Here is a 24,970-nt window from a genome sequence, read left to right on the forward strand (position 1 = left end):
TATGGATTTCACCTTAAGTTGACACGCATAACTGCCTTATCGCCCCTACTTCTGATGTACTTCATTAGCATCAGAGCACTATATCTTTTGTTCTTAAATATCTATGTCACTACTCAAATGGAACTGCAATAAATGGATATCAAAAGCGAAACTCTTGAGAATATTATTGTTTCACTAAACCCTTCCTATCTAAATCTTATTCTCTTCTCAACTGAACACTGTAACTTCCGATGTACTTATTGCTATGAAGATTTTAAAATAGGAAGAATGAAGCCAGAGATAGTGTCGGGTATCAAAAATTTACTTCACCATCGCTATAAAACATTAAAATTGTTGGAAATAAGTTGGTTTGGTGGAGAGCCTTTGCTTGCTAAGGATGTGATATTTGAAATATCAGAAACGATTCTTTCATTACAAGAGCAAAATCCAGATTTAAATTATGCTGCAAATTTAACGACTAATGGCTACTTTCTTACTAAGCAGGTTGCGGAAGAACTAATAAATTATGGAATTTCCCTGTATCAGATTTCTCTAGATGGAGATGCTCAATTACATGACACTACTAGAGTGTTAAGTAATGGCAAGGGAAGTTTTGATGTCATCATGTCAAATCTTTTGGCTCTGAAAGAAATTGAGGCTGAGTTTACAGTTCGTCTTCGTATTCATTACCAAAAATCTACTTATATTGAACTAAAGAGCTTAATTGACATTCTTAATGACAACTTTGGTGGAGATTTAAGATTTCAATTTCATTTCAAGTCTGTAGAACGGCTTGGGGGAGAGAATGATGAGGATATCGAAGCACTGTCTCCCATAGAAAAAACAAACATAGAAGCATATCTAAAGAATTGTGTTGCTGATTCTCGCCAAATTGATTCTCTGAACAATCAGGACAATCAGTACATCTGCTATGCGTCTAAGCCAAACTCCCTTGCTATCCGTGCCAATGGTCATATTGCTAAGTGTACAGTTGCTCTTAATGATGAAAGAAATGACATAGGTTATATCCGAGAAGATGGTAAACTATGTCTTTTTCAGGAAAAGTTGAAGCCTTGGATAAAAGGGCTAGAAAACTTGGACTTGAAAACATTAGCCTGCCCGTGGGAATCTTTAAACCATAACAAAAAAATAGAGAGTAGCAAATAAATGTATATTGTTCGTGGTAATAAGAGAGAAATTGAAGCCTCAGAATCAATATCTGATAATTCCCTTTCACATCTCAGCAATTCCCAAATATTCTATGCGGACTCCTTACAGAAACTTGACGAAATTCGCTCTCGCGGTTTTCAAATAAATACTGTTATGGAGAATCAATTCTTCACATTAACCGAACTGCAAGATATTAGTCCAGCAGCTTTTGTCGAACGACAAGCTAATTGGGGGGCTGAAAATCTTAGCGTTCAGGAATTTTGGAAACTAGGGGCAAGAGGACAATCTGTAAAAGTCGGTATGGCTGATACAGGTATGTTTCGAGAACATGACTGTTTTGCCTCTTTGAATTTGAAGGAATTTATTGACATCAATATCGAAACTGGAGAAATTTCACAGAAACCTCCTCAAGACGCAGGTTGGCATGGCACCCATTGTGCGGGTATTCTCTGTGGTGTCGAACCAGATGGCATGAGTCGGGGGGTATCGCCCGATATAGAACTATATTTTGCCAAAATATTCAGTGGTTCGATTACGTCAACACTGAGTGTGAGCAAAGCGTTGGAGTGGTTTCATGAAAAACAGTGTGACATAGTTTCTCTGTCATTGGAGTATCAAGGACTTCATGATGATTGGGCTGATGCAATGTTTAAATTAGTTCAGGGAGGAGCGCTCGTATTCGTAGCATCAGGCAACTCCCATACATCTCCGGGCAGGCAACGTACCTTTTCACCAGGTAATTACCCTTTAGAAGGACTAATCAGTGTTGGTGCTTACAACAAGCAGCAGAATATTTGGGAGGATAGTAGTGGTGGAATTATTGATTGGCCAGATACCTCTTTCTTTTCAGGCAAAAAGAATATTTTGGTGCCATACCTTGCTAGTCCGGGAGTAGAAATAATCTCATGCTCTCCAGAGAAAGGTAAATATGAGAGTCACACCGGAACCTCAATGGCAACCCCTCATATGGCTGGTATTGCAGCTAACATCCTCTCCTATATTCGTATGAAAAGTCTTGCCAATGAGAAAACTTTAACAAAACAGATTATTGACAATGCCATTGTTGATGCTGGTCAACCCGGGCCTGATGAGTTTTTCGGGAAGGGGTTACTTTCTGTAGATAAAATTCTCACACAACTTCAGTCTCTATAAAAAATGGCTAAAGAGAAAATCCTTGAAGTTCAAGATATATCAGTTATTTTAGAGGACAGTAGATCCGCACTTAGCATAAAAGCGTCTGGAAATGTCACATCTAGTGGATGGAAAAATCCCGAACTTGTGCCACATAGTTTTGAGCAGCCACCACCTGATGGAATATACGACTTCGATCTTGTTGCTGAACCACCAAGCGGTATTGACCTACCCGTAGTAATGTCTATCGAAACCGAGTATAAGCTAGAGCAAATACCAAACAACTTAAAAGGTATCAGAATTCACGCATCAACAAATATCAATAAGTTCGAGCTATGAAGATTCAAAATTTTCAAGGAACATCCAAAGAGGGGGATTTTCAATCTGCTCTTCTGGAAGCTACTAATAAAGCGTTAGATGCTTTGAGGGGCGACGTATCAGATCAACGCATTGCATGGAAACTGATTGAAATATCAGGTAGCAAAGGGGGATTCTTAGGAGAGAATGCGATTACCGTGACGATAGAAGCTCAACCAGATTAGTGCGATATCTACGACGGGGCTTCTCGCCCATCGCTGCTCTTGTAGCGACTGTGTTAAAAGTCAAGCGTAGGCGTAGCCCGTCGTAGACATCGCACCATCTATGAAGGTTGATGAGCGTACAATGTCTGTTCTCAAGAGTGCGATCGCTAATCTTGCAGGAAATGTCTTAAAAGTCCTACTTTTATCTATGCTCATCAATATTTAGATGCGTTTGCCCTGGGGGTGAGAAGTACTTGTGTATACACTGTAGGGCTAAAGACTGGAAACGTGGTCAATTTTTGAATAAAAATCTTACACAAAGAAAAGGGGATAATATCCCCTTTCTTTTTACAGTGAATTTTAAGTTAGTGAAGTACACAACGATTCGTCTCAAGTCCAGGTAATGCACCCTGTTTTACTTCAGAATTCTAACTCCTGAATTCTGCTGTAACTTTATTTACTTGACTTGAGAGCGATCGCAATGGTAAGGATAAAGCCACTCACACCTGAAGAGTCCAAATGTATGTTTCTCAAAAAAGGTTCCTGCGTGGCGGCTCTGTGATATATTGATCCCAGCTTTAGTTTTAACCTCATATAGCCAGGGAAAGGCTATGACTAAAACAGTCATGAAGGTGAAGAGGTAAAGAATTGTAGTTTTAATATTGGGGAATCTTCGGGAATTGCTATTGTGATTTTGAGCCATAGAAATAAGAAACGAATAGCCCACACTATTGTAGCCTAATGCTGAAAATATCGCCGGAAGCGGGGGTCAATATTATCTGTTTTCTGCTGATTGCAGGTAAGACAGAGAGTTTGTAAATTGCTGATATTCATTTTGACCACCACGGGAAAGGGGAATGATATGGTCAATGCTGAGGTGAGTTTCTGTAGTAGTTTTACCGCAGCTTTGGCATTGATATTTGTCACGTTCAAAAACATATTTCTTGACTTCTGGGGGGATACGAATCCGGGGAGTTTTGCTCATTTTCTCTCTAGTTGCTAAGAAAATCTTCCAAGCTAGGTACATCTACCCAACTTGCTTTTGTATGAGATTCATGGGATAAATCCATCAACAACTGAGAATAAATTCCTTCTCGTAGCGATGGTGTAATTTCCTGATTGCGTTCAATTCCCTGCACCCATTGGTCTACTACGCGGATAAATGCCGAAATGCGACCATCAGCATAATTTTTGGGAAAAATTAACCGATTCGGTATTTCTATTTCCGTTAGCGGTTTACCTGGCTGGGAACCCCAAACCCGAAAACCGTGTATGTAATCTTTTTGATTTTCACTGCCTACAATTAATGTACCGCGATCGCCATATACTTCTACCCAATGAGTTCTTGCTGCATGAACAACCGCACTGATAGAAAGTTGGCAAGGTGTACCATTCGCTAATTCCAAGGTTAATATACAGTTGTCATCTGTATTCACTGCCTTAGATTCCCCTGTAATCGGGTCAACTCGTGTAGGAATCGCAGTACTCAAATAGGCATTTAATCTACGCACTGGCCCGAATAACCAGTGAATATAATCGAAGGCGTGAGAACCTAAAGATCCTAATGCACCGCCTCCTTTATCTTTGTCAGAATACCAATTCCAAGGGCGTGAGGTATCAGCACGAGAAGAACCTAACCAATCAATTTTAATTAGGCGCAACTCACCCACATAGTTTTCTGATAATAATTCTGCAAACAACTGCCATGCTGGTACAAAGCGAAATTCAAAATCTACAGTTGCAATGACGCTTTTTGCTTTAGCTAACTGATAAAGTTCTTTCGCCTCAACTGCATTTAAAGTTGTCGGTTTTTCTAGTAATAAATGTTTTCCAGCTTGCAGTACAGTTTTTGCCATTTCATAGTGCAAAAATGGCGGTGTAGAGATACTGACTGCTTCTACTTCTGGTAATGCCACAATATCAGCCAGGGAATCAGAGGCGTGAGGAATATTATGGGATTCTGCTATAGCTTTAGCTTTATTTATATCTCGATGATAGACAGCAACTACCTCAGTTTGAGGATGTGCTTGGAATCCAGGGATGTGGACTTTTTGACCAAATCCAGTGCCTGCGATCGCAATCCTAACCATATCATCATTTTCTCCCATACTTATACAATTTACTCTTTATCGTAAAACTCTAATTGTAAAAGGGTAACGATAATACTCACCCTTGTAAGCTTTTACAGATGCAAAAGTCACTACAAATGATTGTAGTATGAGTTTGAATAAAATTAATGACATCAGTACAATTAACAAGCCGTCTAAAATATTTTTTATTTCATTGGATGAACCATTATTAATTATCGCCAGACCAAAGCTAGTTAACAAAAAAACTAAAGATATTACTATGACAATCAATGTATACAATGTTAAAGAAAATTGAAAATTTAAAGATTCTTTACCTTGAAAATCAATCCAAGGATATTGTGATTTTTTAAAGTGCCAAATAATCAGGGGAGCTAAAAGATTTAAAGGTAAATATAAAGGAATGCCAATAAATACTAAAAAAAACAATAATATCCATCCCAACAAAGCCGATAAATGACACAACACTGCCCATATACGCATTTGTTGTTTAGGTTTTTGTCTCATGGCTTTTTATGTGTAGGTGGATTTACCAGATAATTATCCACTCTAATTATCTACAAAAAAGCCAAATACGAGCTTAAAACCTGAGTATTTCTCCGTCAGGTCATCGCAATTTGAAAACAGTCTGACAGTTTATACTGAGTACTGGCGAAACAAGCAACCAAATTTTGGAATACTCAGTAGCAAGGTTAATATAGAACTTACGCACAAGAGATCCGCTCTATGCTGTAAACTTAATAACACTAACGGATTTTCAATATGCGAGTTCAAATAACTGTAGTTGGGTTGCTTGCTGCCGTAGGCATCGCAGTAATGTTAGTGGGTGGTAAAAATCTAGAGGCCCTTGCAGACTCGCAACCATCTACTCAAGATGGGGCTAGTAGGATTGTGACACCAGAAGCTACGATCCAGATAGAGGGAGAGTATGCCAAATATGGTGATTATATAGGAGTTAGTTTAGGAGATAGCCAGACGCTGGAAATTTCCCAAAAAATTGTCAAAGATATCCAGATTCGTTTTATTAATGATAAAGGTCTGCCAATCAAAGGGCGAACTCAAAAAGATTTTATCATTGGTTTGCTGAGACTCAAACCAGGTCAGGTATTCCGTGAAGATTTACTACAAGCAGACTTGCAACGATTGAGGAGATTAGAGTCATTTAATCAAGTCAATGTTTACCCTAAAGAAGATGCTTCTAGTGTTAATCTCATTTATGCAATCAAAGAGCGTAGCTTCCCTGCTCTCATCTTAGGAGGCGGTAATAACGATGACGTTGGGCTATACGGTCGGGTGGGTTATAAAGATGAAAATGTTAGTGGTCTAAACGATCAATTAGATACAGTTTTGCAGTTTAGCACTAAAGATGTCCAATTTGATGGTCAATTCACTAGCCGTTATCGTTCAGAAGAGCCAAACCGCTTAGGTTATAGCGTTAGAGGTTTTCGTAATCGCAATACATCGGGAACCTTCAACGAAGACATCAGATTGGCTAACGGTGATAAAGTGCGAGAAGGAAGATTTGGTGGTTCTGTGGCGCTTTTACGAGCTTTTGATGAATGGGATACATCTGTGGCTCTCAACTATACCAGAATTAGCCTACGCGATCGAGACTATAACGTTGTCCAGGTCGATAGATTAGGGAGTCCTCTATCTGTGAGCGGTACTGGAATTGATGACTTATTTACAGTATCATTTGCCGTATCCAGAGATCAACGCGATCGCCGAGACAATCCCACTCAAGGATCAATCCTCACCTTCAGTACAGAACAAGCGATTCCCATTGGATTGGGGAATATTTCCAGCAACCGCTTACGGGGAGACTATATTCAGTATTTCCCAGTTAGTTGGATAGGTAATGGTAGACCAACTGATAATCCAGAAATGTTGGCGATTAATTTACAAATTGGTACAACTATTGGAGACTTCCCACCAGCCGATGCTTTTAATATTGGTGGAATAGATTCTGTCAGAGGTTACGGTTATGGTAAAGTTGCCAGTGGTCGGAGTTATGGGTTAGCTTCCGTGGAATATCGGTTCCCAATTTTTCAATCAGTTGGTGGAGTTGTCTTTACTGACTTTGCCTCAGATTTCGGGTCTAGCGAAACCGTGTTAGGAGAACCAGGAGTCTTACGAGACAAACCTGGAAGCGGCTTTGGTTACGGCTTAGGATTGCGCTTGAATTCACCTTTTGGGCTAATTCGAGGCGACTTAGGAATTAGCGATCAAGGAGAAGTTAGATTTGAAGTTACTACAGGTCAGCGATTTTAAATAATTAAACTATACTACTGCTCTCAATACGGCTCGGTTAAGGTTTTTTGATAGTGCGATAAATCATCACAAAGACGCGATAAATCCCCGTCTTTTATTTCTATTAATTTTGCTGCGCCCATTTTTTATCCTCACAATTAATTTTCTTGAAGAATCTAGCTATCCTGAATTTAGCGGCCAGAATCAATTCTAAATTTTGACTCCTGAATTCTGTTTGATAAAATTGCTAAGTATAGGACTCATATTTGATTATTGAAATATACGTAGGGTGCGTTAGCCTTTGGCGTAACGCACCGCCCAAAGGTTTAGGTGCGTTAGGCTACGCCATAACACACCCTACATACTACTTAGATTTTTTCAGAAATTAAATCATAGTCCTATATCAACTTGGATGCTAAGTAGAAGTCGTAGATAGTCTAGAACCAAGAATATATATTGCCAAGCTGAACATGAAAGACTTGCAAGTTGTGGAGACAGAGTTTTCATCTCTCCCGATTATTGATATTAGCGCCTTAGTTTCTGGAAAAGAAAATCTCTATTCCGTCGCATCTCAGATTAGGCAAGCGTGTCGAGAATCGGGGTTTTTCTATATTATCGGACATGGTGTAGACGAAAATTTGCAGCAGCGACTCGAAGAACTCAGCCGCCAGTTTTTTGCCCAGGATTTGGAAACTAAACTTAAAATTCGTATGGTTTTGGCTGGTATTGCATGGCGAGGTTATTTCCCCGTTGGTGGCGAACTGACATCCGGTAAACCTGACTTGAAAGAAGGTATTTACTTTGGCGCTGAACTCCCAGACGAACACCCACTAGTGCAAGCTGGTACTCCTATACATGGTTCAAACCTCTTCCCCGCCAACATCCCCCAATTTGGCGAAACAGTACTTGAATATATGGAGGCGATGACAACCTTGGGGCATACTCTTATGACTGGTATAGCCCTAAGTTTGGGATTAGAAGAATCCTACTTTGCTGACCGTTATACTTCAGATCCTTTAGTGTTGTTTCGCATCTTCAACTATCCTCCTAATTTATCACCGTCAGATGGTAATCTGATATGGGGTGTTGGCGAACATACTGATTATGGCATTTTAACTATTCTCAAACAGGACGACTCAGGCGGATTACAAGTTAAATCCAAATCAGGTTGGGTTGCTGCGCCTCCCGTTCCTGGTTCCTTTGTCTGTAACATTGGCGATATGCTAGATAAGATGACGGGTGGTTTTTATCGTTCTACACCTCATCGGGTGCAAAACCAGTCCCATAATCATCGCCTTTCGTTTCCCTTCTTTTTTGACCCCAATTTCGATGTAGAAGTGAAGCCCATTGAATTAGATAATATAGTGGCAAATGATAATATAGGCGATCGCTGGGATAACGTTAACATCCATGATTTTCGCGGAACTTATGGTAATTATGTGTTGAATAAGGTGTCTAAGGTTTTTCCAGAATTGCGGCGAACAGTATTATAGGGTTTTAAGCCATTTCTTTTTTGCTGAATCCCTTTTGCTTAGGTTCCTGTCATTGTTGCCAAGAAAGTATGGTATTGATTGCAATTCATCAAAATCCCTATTAGGGATTGAAACGATAAATAATCATATTTCAACTTGCAAATTTCTGGAGTTTAGTTTAAACTCCAGTTTTTAGCTTATTACGCTGTTTTAGGGTTTTCACTGCTTGATTCGTCTGTGCCTTTTAAGCGTGTTGCTATGCTTTTGCGAATGCGATCGCTTTTACGAACAGCACCCGCCATTTCATATTCCCGGCTATCTTTGCCATATTTAAAAGCAACTCCAATGAGCATTTTTTCCGTGAGATCACCTAAAATTTTGTCCAATTCTTCCATCTCGGTTCTAGAAGAATCAATCACGGCTAGAGCAGTATTATAAGCATCTATTTTGGTACGATATTGCTCAATTAGTTGTGTTATGTTTGCCAAGTTGCGCCCATCCCCAAAATCCATACTGGGATCAATTGCTTTGAGTCCAGAAACTCTTAACTCCGCTTTTTCTAAAACACGAGATGTACGTTTTCTGCGGGACATCGATATACTCCTTTGAAAGGGTTATAAAGATAGCTTGACCTATTAAAGCTGTATTTCGGTTCAGCAAAATTCGCAAATTATTGTGTTTTTTTCTACTTTATTTTTAGAATTTAATTAGTAATTACCCTTAAGACTTGGCAAATTCTATTGCCTTGGTGTTAAGCGGAGTAATCAAATTATCGTGTGGTAAAGACAGAATTTAATGTCATGACCACAGAACTTAGTGTCATAACGACAGAATTTAATGTCATGACCACAGAACTTAGTGTCATAACGACAAAATTTAATGTCACGACCACAGAACTTAGTGTCATAACGACAGAACTTAGGGACTTCAAAATAAAACAATATCCCAAAACTAACGTAAATAATTTTCTCTATCTCTGTCTCCCTCTGTGTTCTCTGTGTCTCTGTGGTTCGTTTATTTGGATAATTTATTTCTTGGAGTCTCTTAGCGCAACACAAAAAGACACAAAATTCTGCATATCTACACAATTTACCTGGAAAACAACTCAGTGGTAATAACTAAATTTACCTTAACTAAGGTAACAAATATTTAAATTAGTTAGTAGTGTTGCGTAGCGTCTTGCAGAGAAGTCAAAACTAATAGCACCAGTATATTGATTTTTGTAAATCACCTTAATAAACTGCGATCGCTAGGAAACAAAACTAGATAATCACACTATCTCAAAAAATAGCAACGTTATATAGGAATCGTATTTGATTTTTGAAATTATCTACGTGGGTGGGGAGTAGGGAGTAGGGAGTAAGGGATTAGGCTTTTCGATCTTTACCGAGCTTTTTCAGAAATCAAACATTAGTCCTATAGCTTGGTGAATATTTGTCTGTTTATTTTACCCAACATAAAGCAGAAATAATTGACGAGCCAAGTGTATACGCAATACAATTATTGTAGTAGAACCTAACGATAGATTTAATTAAAATAATTTTCCCAGAGAATAAAGACAAGCAATATTGAAGATAATTTGGACAAAAAAATGAACGCCAAAATTATTGCTTTGTTGGGAATTACCACAGCTTTTGCAAGCTTAGGAAGCCAGGTGTACGCACAGTTACCAGCATCCAGCTTAAATTCAGGACAATACAAGTCCACTGGTGATTCTCTAGTCGGAATTGATAATAGAACAGCCCAAGATGACTTTGGAAAGTTTTTTGAGCAAACTAATCCAGCAACAATCTCTAATAATAGAAGAGATAGAACTCCAGTCAAAATCCACTTTAACGAGACATTATCACAGCCAGACACTTCTGTTTTCTTAACACCCGCTCAATCTGGCAATGACAACGATGGATTGCAAGTACAGTTAGATTTAGGGAGAGAATAATCAAGTGTAAAGTTGACGCTCTCATGTAGGGTGTGTTGTAGCATAGCGCAACGCACCATTAACAATTTACGGTGCGTTAGCCTACGGCATAACACACCCTACAGGCGTGGCTGATGAAGGAAATAATTGAGGGTTTAAAATCCACAGAAGTGGGTTTTGCCTGTATAGTTGCAATTCCTAACTACTCTTTTAACTAAATCCGCTTTCCTGAGCCGGTAATTCTGCAATCATTTTGCAGTAAAATTAATCGTCTAGATACAGGAGGGCTTTGAGATGACTCGTGTCATCATTGTGCGCCACGGTCAAAGTGGTTATAACACCGAGCGGCGTATTCAGGGACGCACTGATGCGTCAACATTAACCGAGAAAGGTCGTAACGATGCAAGTATTGCTGGCAAAGCCCTCAGCAATATTTTATTTAATGCTATTTATAGCAGTCCCCTGCAACGAGCAAAACACACAGCAGATATTATTCATAGTGAGTTAGCTACTCATTCCGAACAATCTCCTGTAATTCAAGTTTCTGATTTGCTACTAGAAATCGACCTTCCTTTATGGGAAGCACTGCTAACTGCTGAGGTTAAGCAAAAATTTGCCGAAGATTACCGCACTTGGCATCAACGCCCAGACAAACTGCGGATGCTGTTAAATGATGCACAGGGAACAAGAGAACATTTTCCTGTTCTTGCTTTATACGAACAAGCGCGACAATTTTGGCAAGAAACTTTGTCTCAGCATCAAGGCGAAACTATTCTCATAGTTGGACATAACGGCATTAATCGCGCCCTAATTAGCACAGCTTTGGGAATCCCTGCAAGTCGCTACCATTCCATACAGCAATCTAACTGTGGCATCAGTGTACTTAATTTTGCTGGGGGATTGGGCGAACCAGTCCAGCTAGAATCTTTAAATCAGACGCAACATACAGGAGAAACTTTACCCTCATTGCGACCAGATCATCAAGGAGTCAGGTTGTTACTGGTGCGTCACGGCGAAACCGACTGGAATCGCCAAACCCGGTTTCAAGGACAAATTGATGTCCCCCTCAATGACAACGGTAGACAACAGTCGCAAAAAGCAGGCGAATTTCTCCAAGAGGTAGCAATTGATTTTGCAGTAAGTAGCACTATGCTGCGCCCGAAAGAAACAGCCGAGATTATCTTAAAACAGCATCCTAATGTAAAGTTAGACTTGCAAGATGGTTTAAGAGAAATCAGTCATGGACTCTGGGAAGGAAAATTAGAAACAGAAATAGAACAAGAGTTTCCCGGAGAGTTGCAGCGTTGGCGCTTAGTACCCGCCCAAGTACAAATGCCTGAAGGGGAAAATTTACAAGAGGTTTGGGAACGCAGCGTTGCAACTTGGCAATCAATTGTAGAAGCAGCATTAACCAATCAATTCAAAACTGTATTAGTAGTAGCTCATGACGCTACAAATAAAACTTTACTTTGTCACATTCTGGGTTTATCGCTAGAAAATTTCTGGAATTTCCGCCAGGGTAATGGCGCAGTCAGCGTTATCGACTATCCTTCTGGAATCGATGGTTTACCAGTATTGCAAGCGATGAACATCACCACTCACTTTGGTGGAGGCGTACTAGATAAAACAGCAGCAGGAGCGTTGTGAGTGCTGAGTAAAGAGTGAGGAGTGAGGAATAAAGTTAGGAGTGAAAAATTATGAGTGATGAATAAAGTTAAAAATGATGAGCGAGGAACAAATAACTGATAACTCCTAATTCCTAACTTTATTCTTAACTCCTAACTAAAAAGTTTTATGACTGAACTGCTGCAAAAAGTACGGGTGATTGACCCAGTTTCTGAAATAGACGAACTCTTTGATGTGCTGATTGCTGATGGTTATATCAAAGAAGTGGCTTCGCACATTGCTGATATTCATCCCAATACTCAAATTAGAGATTGTCAGGGATTAGTTCTCGGGCCTGGGTTAGTGGATTTATACAGCCACTCCGGTGAACCAGGATTTGAAGAACGGGAAACCCTGCTGTCTTTTTTACAAGCTGCTACTGCTGGCGGCTTTACCAGAGTTAGCATTTTACCCGATACATCCCCAGCTATTGATAACCCTGCACTTGTGGCCCAGTTGCAGCAGAGAAAAGGGGGACAAGGGGGACAAAGAAGCAATTTTTCTCCCTTGTCTCCCCTCTCTCCCTTGTCTCCCCCCTCTCCCTTATCTTCTCCTCTCCCCCTGCTTTATATCTGGGGTGCTATCACCCTAGATGTTGCTGGAAACCAAATGACAGAATTAGCAGATTTAGCGTCTGCTGGAGTTGTTGGTTTTAGTGATGGTAAGCCCTTGGAAAATTTGGCGCTGGTGCGGCGAGTGTTAGAGTATCTCCAGCCTTTAGGCAAACCAGTCGCATTTTGGCCGAGCGATCGCCAGTTAACTGCAAATGGTGTAATGAGAGAAGGGGCAGATGCCCTCCGTTTCGGTTTACCCCCAATACCCGCCAGCGCAGAAACTACTGCGATCGCAGCAATGCTTGAATTGGTTGCAGCGATCGGTACACCAGTCCACATCATGCGCGTCTCCACATCTCGCAGCGTGGAATTAATCGCCTCAGCCAAAGCTGCTGGTTTACCCATCACCGCCAGCACCACCTGGATGCACCTTTTACTTGATACAAAAGCAGTTAAGAGTTATCACACTAGCTTGCATTTAGACCCGCCTTTAGGAAATCCGCGTGATGTTGCGGCGTTACGTGCAGGAGTACGTGCGGGTGTGATCGATGCGATCGCTATCGATCACACACCCTACAGCTACGAAGAAAAAGTCCAAGCCTTTGCTGAAGCCCCTCCAGGAGCAATTGGTTTAGAGTTAGCATTACCTTTGTTGTGGCAATATCTGGTTGAAACTGAGGAATTTACAGCTTTAGAATTATGGCGGGCATTAAGTACCCGTCCAGCAAAATGTTTGGGGCAAGAAGTGAGTGCAATCGTACCTCATCAACCAGCAGAACTTACTTTATTTGACCCTCAGAAAATCTGGAAAGTTGAACGAAAAAGTCTTTATACACTTTCACAAAATACACCTTGGTTAGGACAAGAGTTGAAGGGTCATGTTGTGCAAACCTGGTGTTAATACAGCAGTTTTCTTTTGCATGAGGTACAAAGTCACTGGTTTTGAGGCAGGAGGCAGGAGGCAGGAGGGAGAAGAATAATTTGATTTGTGAATCCTTTGTTCTGTACCTCATTTAACTGCAAACTGCTGTAAATGCAAAATAATTTGCATTTGTAATCTATCAAAAAGTAGTTCGATACGACCGGATTTTAGTGATTCTAAACAGAGTCAGTGAGATTATATTTTCATCTTGTGATCTAATCCAGAACTGACAAGCTAAATTATCATTTTTTTAAACTTAAGATAGATTGGCATTACTGCCTGAATTGCTAAATTAAGAATTGATGTAAAGTAGAAGAGGTTGAGTGAAAATTGAATTCTGTAGCTGTAAAGAAAAAAATTAGTCTAGCTGCGATCGCTATATTAGCAGCAGGAGTGGTAATGGGATGTTCTAAAGCGGAACAACCACAAGCGGCAGAACCAAATCTAGCCCCCGTTCCAACTACACCTCTACAAACAAATCAGCAAAATTCAGAGAGTGTTCCAACCCCTTCCAGTCTTGTAACTGCGACAACCGATCCAGTTCAACAGCTTCTATCCACCAGAAAATGTCAAGGCTGTAACCTCCGAGGCGCGAACCTAGATAAAGCCGACCTCAACGGAGTCGATCTAAGTAATGCCATCCTAATTGACGCTGACTTAGATGAAACTAATCTGAGTAATGCTAACCTGAGTGGCGCTGATTTAACTGATGCAGACTTAGGAAAGGCAAATTTAACAGGAGCAAACCTCAGCAAAGCTAATTTTACGAAAGCTGATCTAGAAGATGCAAATTTGACCAATGCTAATGTTACCAATGCAATTTTTACAGGAGCAGACTTAGAGCGGGTAATTGGGTTGCGTCGCTAAGATGGTGCGTTGGCATAGTCCAACCTAGGCATCCTACACCCAATTGTGACGGCTAAGACCTTTCTCTTTGATTGTTAAACTTCTCTACCGCCTGTATGTGAAGAAGTCACCGTCAATAAATAGCTATCCGGCCCAGTTAAGGTAAATGAACTGTGGATTCTGCCTGTTTCGATTTCAGAAACAGTCAGTCCCCATTTTTTAAAAGTATCTCTGGTGGCGACAACATCATCTACCATCAGATCAAAAGGTGCATTGATTCTAGGTGCGATCGCCTCTAAACTTGTTCTCAAAACTAAGTGCGTTCCTCCCCGTAATTCCAAAACAGCTAATTGTTCTGATTGGGTAATCAACCGCAGTCCTATTTTGACGAAAAAATCGCTAGCCTCTGGTACATTACTCACATATAACCTTACATGACCAATCGCCACAGGTGGGCGGGCATCCGTTTGTTTTGCAATAGTTTCTGGTAGTGACATAGCTTTTATTCAAAAATATTTACTTACGTTCAACTCTTTTGACTTCAACAGGTTTGTTATCTCCCAAATTAGCTTGGACAAATTCAGCACTCTTGGGCAAATTTATCTCAACGTTTGATAGAGGATCAATTTCTATTTTAGCATTTTGAAATTGTCCATCTAAGATATGCCCTCCAGTTGTGTGATTTGCAGCGATGAAATGAAAGTGATAGCCATTAACATTTACTCCTTGCATATATTCGGGTGTGCGAAAACCGACTAAAGTGCCATTAATATTCCTTAATTCAAAAATTAATTGTTCTTTTAGTGCTTCAGCTAAAGAACGATAAGGCGGAGTTTGTTTAGGAGGAATTCTAAATTTTAGATAAGGAAAATTACCTTGGATACGAATTGCATAAGGATAATTTTTAGTTGGTAATCGCTGATCTAAAGATTGCTGCAATTGTTTATAATTCATTCGCCCTTCTAGATTAATTAATGTTTCTGGTTGAAAAAAGGTGACTGTAGCAAAAGGGCTTGTCATTGAATCAGGAATAACAGAAGCAACTCCATCAGCTTTTATCTGGTAAAATTTGCCATCTAATCCAACCATTTCTCCATCCAGAGCATTTACTGTCCCCAAACCAAAATCACCGTGTTTTTTCAACTGCTGAAAATTAATATTGCCGTCAAAAACTCCCACTGCAAGAGCGCTAATTGTTGATGCTTGAAAAAGGGCATTTGATGATGTATGTTGCTGAGTTCTAGCGGGTAGAATAGCAAATAATAATGCAGTAATAGTTAAAATAGTTATCCAGAAATAACGCTTAAGTTTCATCGGTTCAAAAATATAAAAGTTTTTAATTTTGAATTTCCCCATACTATTTAGCAAAATCTAGAGACAGTTGGAGAGCGGCTAGTCATATAGCCAGTTAGAAGGTGGAGGTTGACAGGGACTAGCTTACAACACAGCAATAGATGTAAGCATTGATGCAACAAATCTTTTTGCAAGGTGCTTGATTATTCTGGCTGTCTGTGATAATTTCCTTCTTACGTTAATAAAATACTGTAAACCTACTGTTTTGCCGTAGTTAACAAAATTCCGTTAATTAATCTAGTTACAGGGATAGGTAAATTTGTATGAGTTTAGAACTAAAACTATCAGGTAAAACCGCGATTGTTACAGGAGGAAGTGCAGGAATTGGGTTAGCTACTGCCAAAGCCCTTTATAGTGAAGGTGTAAATGTTGCGATCGCAGCCCGCAGTCAAGAAAGACTAGAAAATGCAGTAGCCGCCATCCAGTCCCTACCCACGCCAGGCGCGAAAGTTATTGCCATCAGCGCTGATTTAACGAAAGCAGAGGATGTTGAGAAAGTTGTCTCCACAACATTAGCCCAGTTTAATCAGATTGATATCTTGATTAACAATGCTGGATCAGCCCGTGCTGGATCTTTCCTTGAATCCACCGATGATTTATTCTTGGATGCTTGGAACTTAAAATTATTGGGCTACATCCGCTTAGTTAGAGCCGTCGTCCCCCATCAAAAAAGTCGCGGTGATGGACGGATTGTCAATATAGTTGGCGGTGCAGGACGTACACCTCGCCCTAACTTCCTAGCTGGTGGTACAAGCAATGCGGCTCTACTCAACTTTACAAAGGGCATTTCTAAAGAGTTAGCCGAGTACAAGATTCGCATTAATGCCATATCGCCCGGTGCTACAGCTACAGAGCGTGCTGAGACTTTAGCTCTACAAAACGCTCAAGCGCAAGGCATCACCGTCGAGCAAGTGAAGGCACAAAACATCCAAAGTATTCCTTTAAAAAGAATCGCCCAACCAGAAGAAATTGCCGCGTTAGCGTTATTTTTGGTGTCGGATCTAGCTGCATCGATTACAGGAACAGAGATTATCGTTGATGGCGGCTCTACTCCTGGTATTTAGCAGATGAAAGGAATTAGAAATCAGCAGATTTTCCTTCAATCCAAAATTGAATAATTGCTGACGACCTAAGTAAAAACATTATTCCTTTCAAGGTGACTTGTAAAATCTCTTTTTTCTCTCTGCGCCTTTGCATCTCTGCGGTTAAAAATCTTTTCTTTAACCACAGAGGCACAGAGAAGCCAGTGCGTTGGGCGGGTTCCCCGACTTGAAGCAACTGGCGCGATACAGAGTTAAGAGGTTAAAGAGGAGTTTCTTGTAAGCAAATTTTCACCCAACTTGAAAAGGCTAGTCCCAAACATAAATTTATTGGAGATAAAAACATGGGTTCTCAATACTTTGATATCAAACCAGTTGCAGGACGTATCGGTGCTGAAATTATTGGTGTTAATCTAAGTTCTAACCTCAGTGATGCCATCATCAGCGATATTCGCAAGACTCTAGTCAAACACAAAGTGATCTTTTTCCGCGATCAGCAACAACTTGATGCTGATGGACAGGTAGCCTTCGCTCGTCGTTTCGGTGAAGTTACCACAGCCCACCCCACTGTACCATCGCTGCCAGAAAACCCAGAAGTCTTAGACCTGAATTATGGCCGCACTACTTCCCGCGCCAATAACTGGCATACCGATGTAACATTTGTAGACCGTCCTCCTCTCGGCTCTATCTTACGAGCGCTTGACATTCCGCCGACTGGTGGCGATACAATCTGGGCAAACTCCATGACTGCTTACCAAGATTTACCTACTCATTTGCGTAATCTTGCAGACCAACTTTGGGCAGTACACAGCAACGCCTACGATTATGCAACTGGATTCGACTTACCTGAAGATGTCAAAGCTCACAGAGCTGTCTTTACCTCGACTGTATACGAGACTCTGCACCCAGTTGTACGCATCCATCCCGAATCTGGAGAGCGGGGACTATTCATCGGCGGATTTGTGCGCCAATTCCGTGGCTTATCAAAAACTGAATCAGATGATATTCTGCGCCTGTTACAAGCATACGTAACACGTCCTGAAAACACAGTGCGTTGGCGTTGGCAAGTTGGTGACGTAGCCTTTTGGGATAACCGGGCTACTCAACATTATGCGATCGCAGATTACGGCAACCAGCCCCGCCACGTTCAACGCGTGACAATTGTCGGCGATCTCCCCGTTGGTATCGATGGTAAGCAAAGTGAGGCCATCAAAGGAGATGCTTCTGATTACAACCGACGTGAGGCGGTGGCTGCGTAATACTTGGGCATTGGGAATAGGGGATGAGTCTTTAATACTCGTGGATGAGTCTTTGATACTCGTGAACGAGTCTTTAATACTCGTGGATGAGTCTTTGATACTCGTGGATAAGTCTTTGATACTCGTGAACGAGTCTTTAATACTTGTGGATGAGTCTTTGATACTCGTGAACGAGTCTTTGAACTCCGTTAATGAGTCTTTCAACCCCACTCCCCTTTGCTGGCTTAACCTTCCATTGACTTTGGATGGAGACTCAAAATAGCACTTTGTCAAGCTAGTTTTGAGGGTTTGTAGTAAGGACTTTAGTCCTTATTTTCTAAGCACTAAAGCCCTTACTACGAACTTGCTTATCTATCAATTTAAACATGACAGATTAGTAGATGCCACTGAAATATCTTTCCAAGATTTCCTAATTTATTTACCAGATTTTTTCAAAGTATAAGTACGACTTTGCAAATACAAACATGAATACAAAAAAACAACTTAAACTCGGAGCATTTTTACCCGGTAGTGGTCATCACGTGGCAGCATGGCGACATCCCAACACCCCAGCTGATGGAGGTCTAAACTTCCAACATTACAAGCATCTGGCACAAACGGCAGAACGGGGAAAATTTGATATGCTTTTCCTCGCAGATGGTTTAGCCGTCTGGGATCGAGGGCAAGGGGCTGAGGCTTTTAGCCGTTCGGGACAATTCAGCGTCCACTTTGAACCTTTAACCTTGTTGTCGGCTCTGTCTGCGGTGACAGAAAATATTGGATTGGTGGCGACATCATCAACGACTTATGATGAGCCTTTTCATCTCGCCCGCAAGTTTGCATCACTAGATTATTTAAGCGGTGGTCGTGCCGGATGGAATCTTGTAACCTCTGCTGCTGAAGCCGCAGCGCAGAATTTCAGCCAAGAAAACCACTTAGAACACTCACTGCGCTATGAACGGGCGAGGGAATTTGTGGATGTTGTCACCAAACTTTGGGACAGTTGGGAAGACGATGCTTTTCTCCATAATAAGGAGTCAGGTATTTACTTCGATACAGAAAAATTGCATATTCCCCATCACAAGGGTAAATATTTCTCGGTGCGCGGGCCGCTCAATGTAGCGCGTCCACCACAAGGATATCCAGTAATCGTACAAGCTGGATCTTCCGAGGCTGGACAAGATTTAGCTGCCCAAACAGCAGAGGTGATTTTCACTGCACAACAGACATTGGCAGAAGCTCAAGCCTTCTACACCAGCGTCAAGGGGAGATTGGCTAAATACGGACGTTCCCCTGACCACCTCAAAATCATGCCAGGGGTATTCCCGGTCATTGGTAAGACTGAGCAAGAAGCTAAGGATAAATATGAGCAACTTCAGGAGTTGATCCATCCCTTGGTAGGATTGGGGCTGCTTTCTGGGCTAGTAGGTGGCCATGATTTGTCCAAATATCCCCTAGATGGGCCGCTGCCGGATTTGCCAGATACCAACGGTGGCAAAAGCCGCTTGCAACTGATTACCGATCTTGCCCGCAGAGAAAATTTAACAATCCGACAACTGTATTTGTGGATTGCAGGAGCGCGGGGACATCGAACAATTCTCGGAACACCAGAACATATTGCCGATCAGTTAGAAGATTGGTTCGTCAATGGTGGGGCTGATGGATTTAACATTATGCCGCCCTGGCTACCTGGGGGTTTAGAGGAATTCGTAGACTTAGTAATTCCCGAACTGCAACGCCGAGGAATATTTCGTACTGAGTATGAAGGCAGTACCCTGCGCGAAAATCTCGGTTTACCCCGTCCAGTAAACCAGTTCACCGCAAATGCGCCTGCTCCTGAACCTGTGAGTGTCGGTTCCTTTGCATAGCTTTGGTTGAACACCTGGAAGTGCTTTTGAAGCGACAGCTTTGATTTACTCAAACTTCACTTTAGGGACTTCCAAATAAAACAATATCCCTATCTCTTCTCCCTCTGTGTTCTCTGTGTCTCTGTGGTAGCCTGTGGCAAGCCGCTCCGCGTCTACGTTTATTTGGATAATTTATTTCTTGGAAGTCCCTTAGACAATTAGTGGGGAGTGGGTTGTTCTCCTTGTCCACCTTCGGCAGTGCTAGAGAGCTTTATTGGTAAGCTGAGATTGTAGCGATCTGCGATAACAGGCATTAATTGCGATCGCTAATCCCCAAGATCAGCAGACAGAAAAGCAAACAGGGCGAAAATGCAAAAACTCCTTTTTAATGATACAGATAGATTTAGAGCGCAGGCCCTATTCCTTGGTAAGGATATTAACTTACAGACATTGGAGAATTACGTTTCCTTGGCGACTATGCCATTAATGGTTACAGTCAGTGAACACGGCTGTGCGGTACTGCTAGACTATGGCGCAGTTGTCCTGTTTAACCTTGAGCCTGTAGAAAAGGTAGCCTTTTTGACCAAACTGTCCTCTCAAGTTAGTGGCTCCTTTGCCGAACCAGAGACAGAAGAAGTGGAAATTCATCTCAACATTGCAGAGAGTGAGAGAGTTAAGGAAGGAAAAATTTCACTGCATGAATTTAGTGTAGAGCGCTTGCAGATAGTGGCTGATATCCTCGCTAAAAGTGTTGTGCTGTCTCATTATGAAACTAGCCTAGCAACTGTATTCGAGCAAATTGAACCGTTTGCAGCTAGTCTCCAGCGTGAACATAGGGAAAGACGGCAGAGTCGGGAATTACTGCGTCAACTTGGGACTGCGCTGTTAGTTCAACATAAAATTGTCGGTCGAGTTGAGATCATCGATAAGCCAGAGTTACTCTGGGAATCCCCACAGCTAGAAAACTTATATCTGCGCTTGGAGGATGAATACGAAATTCGTGAGCGTCACACTGCTTTGGAACGCAAACTAGAGCTAATTACCCAAACTGCACAAACAGTCTTGGAGTTCATGCAGCATAGTAGTAGCCAACGAGTAGAGTGGTATGTGGTGATTCTGATTGTGGTGGAAATTCTGCTGTCACTGTACGACATCATTTTCAAAAGCTAAGGCTAAAGAGTTATTTGCAAATCAAAAATGCTTACTACGAATGGTTTTTGGTGATTCAGACTCAATAGTCCCTAAAATATCAAAAATTGGTTTTTGTGTAAGGTAAATTAACTTTTAGTGAAATTTCTGATTTACTCCACTTCCGCTAATATGTACTCGTAAACAAAAAATTTAAATTTTTCCTACTCGCATCATGACATATAGCCATTATTTGGGTAAGCCACGAATGCCCTTAAATACTAAGTCTCTTTAAAGAGATAGGATCTATTAGAAAAGTAGATTTTAGGAGTAAACCTCTGTCCTTACAATTTATTACCGTTCCCCCCGAAACTTCTCAACCCGCCACAGGGTTAATTGTTACTTTGCATGGTTGGGGAGCTAATGCTGAGGATGTCGCATCTTTGCTACCCTTGCTCAACTTATCTGATTACCAATTTATATTACCCAATGCACCTTATCCTTATCCCTATTCCCCTATCGGGAGGGCATGGTATGACCTGCGGGTGGAAAATATGTATGAAGGATTGGTAGAAAGTCGGAAACTGCTAAGAGATTTTTTGCAATCTTTAGAAAGTACCACTGGCATACCTTTGTCACGCACTATTTTAAGTGGATTTTCTCAAGGCGGAGCAATGACTTTAGATGTCGGCTCAAAATTGCCACTAGCAGGCTTAGTTGTGATGAGCGGGTATTTACATCCTGATGCACTAACGGCAGATCAAAGAGATATTCCGCCGACTTTAATCAGCCACGGGAAATATGATGAAGTTGTTCCACTGCAAGCTGCTTTAAAGGCACGAGACACTTTAAAATCTCTAGGAGTGGCAGCAGAATACCATGAATTTGACATGGGGCATGAAATAAATCCACAAACGTTAAAGGTGCTGCGGAATTTTGTTGTAAATACAATTAGCTAGTCAGAATTACGAATTTTTTATAAATTCTGGTATAAATGCTGAAAATTTTCACGAAATCCATGTCTTCTAATGAGTAATATATATAGGGTGGCTGCGTTCAGCGCAACTTAACCCATGCTGAAAGCGAGTGCTGCATAAGGGAGGGGCGAGCATTATGACAACTCTAAGCATTTCCAGGAAAGAAATTGCTGCCATAACTGCGGCAGAAGTCGAAGAACTGGCTACACGTCTGGATCTGGATAATTACAGTAATGCTTTTGATGGTTTAAATGATTGGCATCTATTACGAGCGATCGCATTTCAGCGTCCAGAGTTAGTTGAACCCTATATCTACCTCTTAGACTTGGAACCTTACGATGAAGCGTAGCAATTTTGGATTTTAAATTTTAGATTTGGATTGAGGTTCACTGGCTAAAATCAAAGATGATCGGGGTTAATGTATCACTTGCTTAATCCGAAAGTACCAATGCAATCTCCCTTAAATCCAAAATTCCAAATCCAAAATCCAAAATTGAACAGGGTTCTAATCGGTGTAGGTGGCGGTATCGCCGCCTACAAAATTTGTGAATTGGTTTCAACGCTGTTTAAAAGTGGGGTGGAAGTCCGAGTTATCCTCACCCGTTCGGCGCAAAAATTTATCACGCCTCTGACAATGGCCACCCTATCTCGTCATCCCGCCTACACAGATGATGATTTCTGGAAACCAACTCACTCTCGTCCCTTGCATATTGAGTTGGGTGAATGGGCAGATGTCATGGTAATTGCTCCCTTGACAGCTAATACATTAGCAAAGTTAGCCTACGGGATGGCTGATAATTTACTCACAAATACCGTCCTAGCTTCTACTTGTCCCGTGCTGTTAGCACCCGCAATGAATACGGATATGTGGGAACAGCTATCGGTGCAACGGAATTGGCAACAGATGTTGATCGATAGCCGATATCATGGGATGAATACAGCATCGGGTTTATTAGCGTGCGATCGCATTGGTGCTGGTAGATTAGCAGAACCTCCAGAAATTTTGGCTTACATCCAATCGTTGTTACACACTCAAGGTAAACAAGATTTAGTAGGTAAACGATTGTTAATTAGTGCTGGAGGAACGCGGGAGTTTCTTGACCCAGTAAGGTTTATTGGTAATCCTTCCACAGGTAAAATGGGATTAGCTTTAGCCCAAGCCGCACTTCACCGAGGGGCAAACGTCACCGTAATACATGGCCCAGCTAATTGGAATGTACCATTAGGAGTGCAAGCAATTCCCGTCATTAGTGCCGAGCAAATGCAGCAGACAATGCTGGAATATTTACCCAATGCTGATGTAATTGTCATGTCAGCAGCCGTAGCAGATGTGAAGCCAAAGAATTATAGTACAGAGAAATTGCCCAAGCGATCGCTCCCCCAAGCCCTACCCCTGGAACCTGTACCGGATATAGTCTCCCAATTAGCAAAACTTAAACAGCCGCATCAGATATTAATTGGTTTTGCAGCCCAAACTGGGGATATTGTCAAGCCTGCGTTAGAAAAATTGCAGAATAAAAAACTCGATGCGATTGTTGCTAATCCCATCGATCAACCTGATAGTGGTTTTGGTAGCGATAATAATCAAGCGATATTTTTAGATAGCCAAGGACGGCAAGTAGCGATCGCACCTTGTTCTAAATTGGACATGGCGCATCAATTATTTGATTTTGTCCTATTTTGACTAAGTTGTAGTTTTGAAAAATTGCCATAAAAAGACACAGAAAAGCCGTAAGAGCAGTGTAGAAAGATTGATAACTGATTAGAAAAATCAACATCACTATTTTCTTTTATCTCAGTTGGGATTTTACCAGAGCATACTTATCTTATCTAAAGTGCAATCCTCATACTCAAATCTAACCACTTTGACTGAGTAATCGGCGCACTGCTAGAAATATAGTCAACACCAGTTTCTGCCACACTGCGAATCGTCTCTAAAGTCACATTCCCTGAAGCCTCTATTTTCACACGGCTATCACGCTTGCGAATCAACTGCACCGCCTCACGCATCATATCCACAGGCATATTGTCTAACATAATAATGTCAACGTTGTGCTTCAAAGCTTCTTTTACCTGCTCTAAACTTTCAGTCTCTACCTCTATTGTCAAGGGATAAGGTATTTGAGAACGAATACGGGTAACTGCTTTTTCAATTCCACCTGCCGCCGCAATGTGATTATCCTTAATCATCACTGCATCATCCAATCCCATACGGTGATTAATCGCTCCACCCACAGCAGTCGCATACTTTTCCAACAGTCTCAATCCTGGTGTAGTTTTACGCGTATCCACCAACTGAGCAGGTAAATCGGCAATTTTGTCTACATATATATTAGTGAGTGTAGCAATCCCACTCAACCGCATAACCAAATTGAGAGCAACTCGTTCCCCCATCAGTAGCGCATCCAGCGAACCATGAATTTCAGCTACCACCTGTTCCGGCTCACACCATTTACCTTCAGCTGCAACCGCCGTAAAGCTGACTTTTTCATTCAAAATCTGAAACACCCGAGCTGCAATTGGTAAGCCAGAAATTATCCCTGAAGCTTTAGATATCCATTTAGCCGAGCCTAGCGTTACATCTTCTACTAGTAACGTATTTGTTGTGCGATCGCCCCGGCCAATATCCTCCAACAACCAGCCACGCAAAAAAGGATCTAAAACCAGCCAAGGCGGTAAAACACCAGAACTGCTCACAAATATATTGCTTCCTTACTAACTTCCAGGAATACTATATCTTAAAACTCTTACACTCTAAGGCTTTGATGGCGATAGAAAAGCGGTCCAAAATATTTTGGAGAAAATAGTTGACATGAGGGGATGTGTTCGCTATATTGAATAAGTGCCTGAAGCGGAGAGCTTGAAAGCGACT

Annotated in this window: 25 protein-coding genes and 1 pseudogene; 17 read left to right on the forward strand and 9 right to left on the reverse strand. The window is 41.3% G+C overall.

What is annotated here, in order from left to right:
• The first annotated feature begins 132 nt into the window (after nt 1–132).
• Genes V7K69_RS18865 through V7K69_RS18880 form a run of 4 tightly spaced genes read left to right on the forward strand, consistent with a single transcriptional unit; the run spans nt 133 to nt 2,822 of the window.
• Complete coding sequence (locus V7K69_RS18865; protein WP_335037008.1) at nt 133–1,146, forward strand: radical SAM protein; 1,014 nt, start codon at nt 133–135, stop codon at nt 1,144–1,146.
• Nucleotides 1,147–2,301: a S8 family peptidase gene (locus V7K69_RS18870; protein WP_335037010.1), complete on the forward strand. Its 1,155-nt coding sequence runs from the start codon at nt 1,147–1,149 to the stop codon at nt 2,299–2,301.
• Nucleotides 2,302–2,304: 3 nt separating this feature from the next.
• Nucleotides 2,305–2,619: a hypothetical protein gene (locus V7K69_RS18875; protein WP_335037012.1), complete on the forward strand. Its 315-nt coding sequence runs from the start codon at nt 2,305–2,307 to the stop codon at nt 2,617–2,619.
• Nucleotides 2,616–2,822, forward strand: coding sequence for a hypothetical protein (locus V7K69_RS18880; RefSeq protein WP_335037014.1), 207 nt, complete (start codon nt 2,616–2,618; stop codon nt 2,820–2,822). The genes V7K69_RS18875 and V7K69_RS18880 overlap by 4 nt, the downstream gene beginning before the upstream one ends.
• Nucleotides 2,823–2,882: 60 nt before the next feature.
• Here V7K69_RS18880 and V7K69_RS18885 read toward each other — a convergent pair whose 3' ends face one another.
• The 5 genes and pseudogenes from V7K69_RS18885 to V7K69_RS18905 form a co-directional block, all read right to left on the reverse strand.
• Nucleotides 2,883–3,017 carry a hypothetical protein gene (locus V7K69_RS18885; RefSeq protein WP_335037016.1) on the reverse strand — a complete coding sequence of 45 codons (135 nt, stop codon included), beginning with the start codon at nt 3,015–3,017 and terminating at the stop codon, nt 2,883–2,885.
• Between the two features lie 241 nt (nt 3,018–3,258).
• A complete protein-coding gene (locus V7K69_RS18890) occupies nt 3,259–3,504 on the reverse strand; it encodes a hypothetical protein (RefSeq protein WP_335037018.1) in 246 nt (81 codons plus the stop codon).
• A 35-nt stretch (nt 3,505–3,539) separates the two neighbouring features.
• Nucleotides 3,540–3,786 (reverse strand): annotated as a pseudogene (locus tag V7K69_RS18895) (HNH endonuclease).
• Nucleotides 3,787–3,793: 7 nt separating this feature from the next.
• Nucleotides 3,794–4,891, reverse strand: a complete 1,098-nt coding sequence (locus V7K69_RS18900; protein ID WP_335037053.1) for a Gfo/Idh/MocA family protein — start codon at nt 4,889–4,891, stop codon at nt 3,794–3,796.
• 36 nt (nt 4,892–4,927) lie between these two features.
• On the reverse strand, nt 4,928–5,395 hold the full coding sequence (locus V7K69_RS18905; protein ID WP_335037020.1) for a DUF4870 domain-containing protein: 468 nt from the start codon (nt 5,393–5,395) through the stop codon (nt 4,928–4,930).
• Nucleotides 5,396–5,650: 255 nt separating this feature from the next.
• Between V7K69_RS18905 and V7K69_RS18910 the strand changes: the two genes are divergently transcribed.
• On the forward strand, nt 5,651–7,159 hold the full coding sequence (locus V7K69_RS18910) for a BamA/TamA family outer membrane protein (RefSeq protein ID WP_335037022.1): 1,509 nt from the start codon (nt 5,651–5,653) through the stop codon (nt 7,157–7,159).
• A gap of 449 nt (nt 7,160–7,608) precedes the next feature.
• On the forward strand, nt 7,609–8,631 hold the full coding sequence (locus V7K69_RS18915) for an isopenicillin N synthase family dioxygenase (RefSeq protein WP_335037024.1): 1,023 nt from the start codon (nt 7,609–7,611) through the stop codon (nt 8,629–8,631).
• 179 nt (nt 8,632–8,810) lie between these two features.
• Here V7K69_RS18915 and V7K69_RS18920 read toward each other — a convergent pair whose 3' ends face one another.
• Nucleotides 8,811–9,203: a hypothetical protein gene (locus V7K69_RS18920; protein WP_335037026.1), complete on the reverse strand. Its 393-nt coding sequence runs from the start codon at nt 9,201–9,203 to the stop codon at nt 8,811–8,813.
• Between the two features lie 998 nt (nt 9,204–10,201).
• On the opposite strand from V7K69_RS18920, the gene V7K69_RS18925 reads away from it, so the two are divergent.
• The 4 genes from V7K69_RS18925 (at nt 10,202) to V7K69_RS18940 (ending at nt 14,536) form a co-directional block, all read left to right on the forward strand.
• On the forward strand, nt 10,202–10,549 hold the full coding sequence (locus tag V7K69_RS18925; protein ID WP_335037028.1) for a hypothetical protein: 348 nt from the start codon (nt 10,202–10,204) through the stop codon (nt 10,547–10,549).
• A gap of 273 nt (nt 10,550–10,822) precedes the next feature.
• Complete coding sequence (locus V7K69_RS18930; protein WP_335037030.1) at nt 10,823–12,175, forward strand: histidine phosphatase family protein; 1,353 nt, start codon at nt 10,823–10,825, stop codon at nt 12,173–12,175.
• A 147-nt stretch (nt 12,176–12,322) separates the two neighbouring features.
• Nucleotides 12,323–13,648 (forward strand): dihydroorotase, encoded by a 1,326-nt coding sequence (locus V7K69_RS18935; protein WP_335037032.1) that lies wholly within the window; start codon nt 12,323–12,325, stop codon nt 13,646–13,648.
• Nucleotides 13,649–13,999: 351 nt separating this feature from the next.
• Entirely contained in the window at nt 14,000–14,536 is a 537-nt protein-coding gene (locus tag V7K69_RS18940) for a pentapeptide repeat-containing protein (RefSeq protein ID WP_335037034.1), read from the forward strand.
• Between the two features lie 74 nt (nt 14,537–14,610).
• Here V7K69_RS18940 and V7K69_RS18945 read toward each other — a convergent pair whose 3' ends face one another.
• Complete coding sequence (locus V7K69_RS18945) at nt 14,611–15,012, reverse strand: VOC family protein (protein WP_335037036.1); 402 nt, start codon at nt 15,010–15,012, stop codon at nt 14,611–14,613.
• Between the two features lie 19 nt (nt 15,013–15,031).
• Nucleotides 15,032–15,871 carry an acetolactate decarboxylase gene (gene budA, locus V7K69_RS18950; RefSeq protein WP_335037038.1) on the reverse strand — a complete coding sequence of 280 codons (840 nt, stop codon included), beginning with the start codon at nt 15,869–15,871 and terminating at the stop codon, nt 15,032–15,034.
• 260 nt (nt 15,872–16,131) lie between these two features.
• On the opposite strand from budA, the gene V7K69_RS18955 reads away from it, so the two are divergent.
• From V7K69_RS18955 to coaBC, 7 genes are all read left to right on the forward strand, one after another.
• Entirely contained in the window at nt 16,132–16,932 is an 801-nt protein-coding gene (locus V7K69_RS18955) for an SDR family oxidoreductase (RefSeq protein ID WP_335037040.1), read from the forward strand.
• A 320-nt stretch (nt 16,933–17,252) separates the two neighbouring features.
• Nucleotides 17,253–18,167, forward strand: a complete 915-nt coding sequence (locus V7K69_RS18960; RefSeq protein ID WP_335037042.1) for a TauD/TfdA dioxygenase family protein — start codon at nt 17,253–17,255, stop codon at nt 18,165–18,167.
• A 464-nt stretch (nt 18,168–18,631) separates the two neighbouring features.
• Nucleotides 18,632–20,014, forward strand: a complete 1,383-nt coding sequence (locus V7K69_RS18965) for an LLM class flavin-dependent oxidoreductase (protein ID WP_335037044.1) — start codon at nt 18,632–18,634, stop codon at nt 20,012–20,014.
• 348 nt (nt 20,015–20,362) lie between these two features.
• On the forward strand, nt 20,363–21,163 hold the full coding sequence (locus tag V7K69_RS18970) for an RMD1 family protein (protein ID WP_335037046.1): 801 nt from the start codon (nt 20,363–20,365) through the stop codon (nt 21,161–21,163).
• A gap of 311 nt (nt 21,164–21,474) precedes the next feature.
• Entirely contained in the window at nt 21,475–22,080 is a 606-nt protein-coding gene (locus tag V7K69_RS18975; protein ID WP_335037055.1) for an alpha/beta hydrolase, read from the forward strand.
• A gap of 154 nt (nt 22,081–22,234) precedes the next feature.
• Complete coding sequence (gene isiD, locus V7K69_RS18980; RefSeq protein WP_012412287.1) at nt 22,235–22,447, forward strand: protein IsiD; 213 nt, start codon at nt 22,235–22,237, stop codon at nt 22,445–22,447.
• Nucleotides 22,448–22,546: 99 nt separating this feature from the next.
• Nucleotides 22,547–23,782: a bifunctional phosphopantothenoylcysteine decarboxylase/phosphopantothenate--cysteine ligase CoaBC gene (gene coaBC / locus V7K69_RS18985; protein ID WP_335037049.1), complete on the forward strand. Its 1,236-nt coding sequence runs from the start codon at nt 22,547–22,549 to the stop codon at nt 23,780–23,782.
• 146 nt (nt 23,783–23,928) lie between these two features.
• Here the strand turns inward: coaBC and nadC are convergent, their stop codons facing one another.
• Nucleotides 23,929–24,795 (reverse strand): carboxylating nicotinate-nucleotide diphosphorylase, encoded by an 867-nt coding sequence (gene nadC / locus V7K69_RS18990; RefSeq protein WP_335037051.1) that lies wholly within the window; start codon nt 24,793–24,795, stop codon nt 23,929–23,931.
• Nucleotides 24,796–24,970: the final 175 nt, after the last annotated feature.

Source organism: Nostoc sp. (assembly GCF_036917775.1).
Lineage (GTDB): Bacteria > Cyanobacteriota > Cyanobacteriia > Cyanobacteriales > Nostocaceae > Nostoc.